The sequence below is a fragment of the Microtetraspora sp. AC03309 genome, assembly GCF_020826795.1.
Lineage (GTDB): Bacteria > Actinomycetota > Actinomycetes > Streptosporangiales > Streptosporangiaceae > Microtetraspora > Microtetraspora glauca.
This window is the reverse complement of the sequence record NZ_JADDIL010000384.1, coordinates 1-583: the sequence shown is the minus strand read 5'-3', so window position 1 is coordinate 583 and position 583 is coordinate 1. Positions and strand designations below refer to the sequence as shown.

1 protein-coding gene is annotated in these 583 nt (G+C 65.5%); it reads right to left on the bottom strand.

Going from position 1 to position 583, the window contains the following annotated elements; translation table 11 throughout:
• The coding region (locus tag IMZ11_RS43455; RefSeq protein WP_228649528.1) for a DUF808 family protein at positions 1-583 on the bottom strand (583 nt) is incomplete at both ends.

Sequence of the window (583 nt, the reverse complement as noted above, 5' to 3'; positions counted from 1 at the left end):
TGTGTCCACCGACCCAGAGCATCGCGACGGTGCCGATGGTCGACAAGGCCGCCAGCAGCTTGGGCATCCCGGCGACCAGACCGCGACCGATCTTCTGGGCGACCTGCGATGAGCGCTGGGCCAGCAGCAGGCCGATGTCGTCCATCTTGACGATGCCGGCCACCACGCCGTACACGGCGGCGGTGATCACCAGTGCGACGATCACCAGGATGATCAGTCGCGGCCAGAAGGTCTGATTGGCCACTTCGTTGAGCGCGATCACCATGATCTCGGCGGACAAGATGAAGTCTGTGCGGATCGCGCCGGTGACCATGTATTTCTCGGCGTCCCCGCCGACGGCCGCGGTCAGCTCGCCGTGCTCGCCACCGCCGTGTCCGCCGTGGCCGGTGAACCGCGCCCAGACTTTCTCGGCGCCCTCGAAACAGAGGTAGGTGGCACCCAGCATCAGGATCGGCGTCAGCAACCATGGCGCGAACTGGCTGAGCAGCAACGCCGCGGGCAGGATGAACAGGATCTTGTTGCGCAGCGAGCCGATCGCGATGCGCTTGATGACCGGCAGTTCACGTTCGGCGGTGATGCCGTG